Source organism: Bartonella sp. EBT8 (genome assembly GCF_055796165.1).
In genome coordinates this window covers 1-3,583 of record NZ_JBTTDJ010000036.1, presented here as the reverse complement: position 1 = coordinate 3,583, position 3,583 = coordinate 1, and the positions used below count along the sequence as shown (strand labels likewise).

5 protein-coding genes are annotated in these 3,583 nt (G+C 45.8%); all 5 read left to right on the top strand.

The features are described from left to right. The coding region (locus AC0QT4_RS08630) for a phage baseplate assembly protein V (protein ID WP_473201271.1) at positions 1–537 on the top strand (537 nt) is incomplete at its 5' end. Beyond that, positions 534–875, top strand: coding sequence for a GPW/gp25 family protein (locus tag AC0QT4_RS08625; protein WP_473201270.1), 342 nt, complete (start codon positions 534–536; stop codon positions 873–875). The genes AC0QT4_RS08630 and AC0QT4_RS08625, both read left to right, overlap by 4 nt. Further along, positions 872–1,699 carry a baseplate J/gp47 family protein gene (locus tag AC0QT4_RS08620; RefSeq protein ID WP_473201269.1) on the top strand — a complete coding sequence of 276 codons (828 nt, stop codon included), beginning with the start codon at positions 872–874 and terminating at the stop codon, positions 1,697–1,699. The genes AC0QT4_RS08625 and AC0QT4_RS08620 overlap by 4 nt, the downstream gene beginning before the upstream one ends. Further along, positions 1,699–2,805 (top strand): phage tail protein, encoded by a 1,107-nt coding sequence (locus AC0QT4_RS08615; protein WP_473201268.1) that lies wholly within the window; start codon positions 1,699–1,701, stop codon positions 2,803–2,805. The genes AC0QT4_RS08620 and AC0QT4_RS08615 overlap by 1 nt, the downstream gene beginning before the upstream one ends. A 1-nt stretch (position 2,806) precedes the next feature. Further along, positions 2,807–3,583 (top strand): DUF4815 domain-containing protein (locus tag AC0QT4_RS08610; protein WP_473201267.1); only part of this gene is annotated, 777 nt, incomplete at its 3' end.

Below are 3,583 nucleotides of genomic sequence, written 5' to 3'. Positions count from 1 at the left end.
AGTGACTGGATTCCAGATACCCAAGCCCGCGCCGGTAAAACATGCTCTTATGAAGGACGGGATGTTGGAGAGCAAGTGGTGGTGGTTGCATCATCAGGGGATTTATCGCAAGGGGTAATTGTTGGTTCCATCCATACCGATGCTAATCAAGCAGCCGATAAAGGCAATATTCATAGAACAATTTATCCCGATGGCACCATGCTTGAATATGATGATGAACAAAACAGCTATAGCATTCAGATCAAATCAGGCGGAAAGTTTAGCCTCACAATTGCGGATGGCGTGTCTCTTAAAGGTGATGGTGGAAAGCTAGAACTTACCGCACCAGACGGCATAAAAATTGTTTCACAAAGCGATATCAATTTCAATGCAAAGGGCAACATTTCTTTGAAGGCTGATGGTAGTGTCTCACTTCATTCCGCTCACAATATTTCCATGAATTCAAGTGGACTAACCCATAACGGTACCAATGTAGGAGCAACCCATGTTCACGGCGGTGTCGTTCCTGGTGGCTCCATGACAGGAGGTCCCAATTGACCATCGGAATGAACCGCACAACAGGAAAGCCCTTGACCGGCATTGAACATTTGCGCCAATCAATCCTTGATATTTTGTCAACGCGCATTGGCACGCGTGTGATGCGTCGTGATTATGGTTCACGCATTGCCGATATTCTTGATGCACCGGTGAATGACGCCTTTACTGTTAGTCTTTATGCCGCTATTGCCGAGGCTTTAGACAAGTGGGAACCACGGTTTAAACTGAACAAGATTGATTTTAAATGGAATGAAAATGGGCAAGTTTCCTTGTCCTTTGAAGGACTTTATTTGCCCTCAGGAAAGCCCATCACCATGGAAGGATTGCTGATAAAATGAATGGAGTGCTTGCAAAACCAGAAATCATTACAGAAATTTCCTTTGAAGAAATACGAGCAGCAGCTCTTGACCATTTAAAACAACTGTTGCCCGGATACATTGTTCTTGAAAGTGATCCAGCCGTAAAAGTCATTGAAGCTTTTAGCTATCGAGAACTGCTTTTAAGACAGCGGATTAATGAAGCAGCACGCAACAATATTCTTGATTTTGCAATTGGTGAATCTCTTGATGCTTTGGGAAACTGGCACGGAATTGCCCGCATGGAGGGTGAAAGTGACGAGAGATATCGCGAACGCATAAAACTTCATGCCCGTGGTGGCAAGGGAAGCGGAACAGAACCCTATTACAAACTGATAGCCATGTCCGCAGATAGCCGTGTTAAGGATGCCATTATTTATCGCAAAGGCAAAGATCCAACCATCTATGTTGCTCTTTTTGGCAATAATGAAGAAGGAACAGCTTCTGAAGATCTCATACAAACAGTCTCACAAGCCCTTCACAGAAAAAATATCATCATGACCAATGATACAATCATTGTGCACGCTGCTGTTAAAAAAGTGGTGGATTTGCAAGCTGATGTTTGGCTGTTACCGGAAACATCGTTGAAAATTCTCATGACAATGGAAACCAACTTAAGAGCGGCATGGCGAAAAGAACAAGCCATTGGTCGTGAATTAAGCCTTTCATGGTGGGTTTCAAAACTGATGATTGCTGGTGTCCAGAAAGTCATTGCCATTGCCCCAACACAAGACAGTGCCGTTTGTGATGAAGAAGTTTTAGCAATTGGTAAAATTACCTTAAACTTCAAAGGACGTGCACGCTAATGGTTGGCGCCCTCCTCCCAACCAATGCAACAGAATTTGAAAAGCGCCTTGCCGATGCTTGCGACTTTCATCAAGATGTTGATGGCTCTGTTTTGGGAATTTCACGTTCTAAGCTTATCACCCGCCCTCCCCGCTTCTTGCCATGGTTGATTGAAGAATACGGACTTGGTGAACTTACGCCTTATGTTCCAAACCTCTATGATTTAATTGACAAAGGGCTTGAATGGCAGCGTTTGCGCGGTTCCCTTGCCGCCATTGATAGAGGGCTTGCATGGCTAGAAATTTCAGCATGCTTTACACCGGCATGGCCGGAGCGTTTATGGTGGAATTCCTTCCAACTTGATTTTGATCAATTGCCTGAACAAAGTGCTCTTGAAGCCATTGAAGCCATCACAGAGCTTTCCAAAAGTTTGCGCTCTGATTTTCGCCGTGGTGTCTTTGGTTATGACGTGCAAGCTATGGAAGGCAATATGTCACGCCTTGATGCGTGTCTGCTGGACTATGAAAGCGGTGTGCGCTTAACAACGGGGAACACGTTGTTTTCCTTTGGTCGCACAACAGAAATTACGCACAGGCTTGCCAAACAAGCAGGACTGTTGATTGGCAATTGGATTGATGACGTGGATGGGGAATTAAGTTTCGACCAAATTGATTACCCATGGGATATGGCAAATTTCCCCTGGTGTTCTGTTAAAAAACATCAGCGCGATATGCTGATGGCAGGATGGTTTCACGGTCGCACCCTTTATCTCGTGTTAAAAGACAGTGAGGATGATGTGATTGGCACTCGCAGATGCAATATTGTCCAGCCGGTAGAACAAAATTTAGCGGGTGTTTATCACCATTTGGGCGATTGTTATCAACCCTCTCCGATGGGCACAGCGCTTCTTATTGCAGCACGCACGGATTTTCAGGATGTTGATGGCAGAAAAGCTGCTTCTATTGCTGTTCTCGTTCATGCAACCCCCAAACACCATATCCCTTTGGGGAAACTTTGGTTGGAGCCGGATGAACTGATTGGCGGGGTGGAGATCCTCAAAACGCCCGTCAATATTCCTTTGCGCGGTGATGTGCGCGAACAATTCAAGATTTTATTGAGGTTTTAAGATGAAGCATGAAAGTGGTTTACCCTTTGCAATTGATCGCTCTTGCGGCAAAGACGAACAACAAAGCGTTGTCTTTTATGGGCAACGTCCCTTTATCCAAAGTGGTGAACTCAATGAGATGCAAACCATCATCAGGGGGCGCCATGACCGTTTAGGGCGCCTGGTTGCCAAAGAAGGGGACCGTGTTGAACGAGCCGATGCCTTTGTCAATAAAGACGCAAGGACCGTTACTTTAACAGAAGGCAAGATCTATATCGCAGGGGATATCTTTCCAGTCTCAGAAGCTGTTCTCAACGCTGTTTCTATGGTTGGTCGCATTGAAATCGGTGTGAAGTTGCAAAAAACATGGATCACCCATGAGGATGATCCAGAGCTGTTGGGACAAGTTCCCGGTACCTTGGCAGAAGGAGAGCCCGGTGCGGCACGCGAAAGTGCAAAGCTTGTTTGGGCTCTAAAAGAAGATGGGCAGCAAGGCGCTTTTTTTCCCGTTTATATCTTACAAGATGGTATTCTCATTGATCAAAAGTCCCCCTCACTGTTGGAACCCGCCATGCAAGCCATTGCGACTTATGACCGTGCCCATGGTCATTATATCGTCAATGGATGCCGAGTGACGGCTCTGGGACAAAAGAATGGTTGCCAAGTCTTTAGCATTCAGGAAGGGGAAGCCAATATCAATGGCTTTAAACGCAAGCGCCTTGCTGCTTTGCGCCATGAAGAGAAAGAAGACTTTTCGCAAGGGCTTGTGCCGAGTGAAACCCATATTTTTGCACCGCAA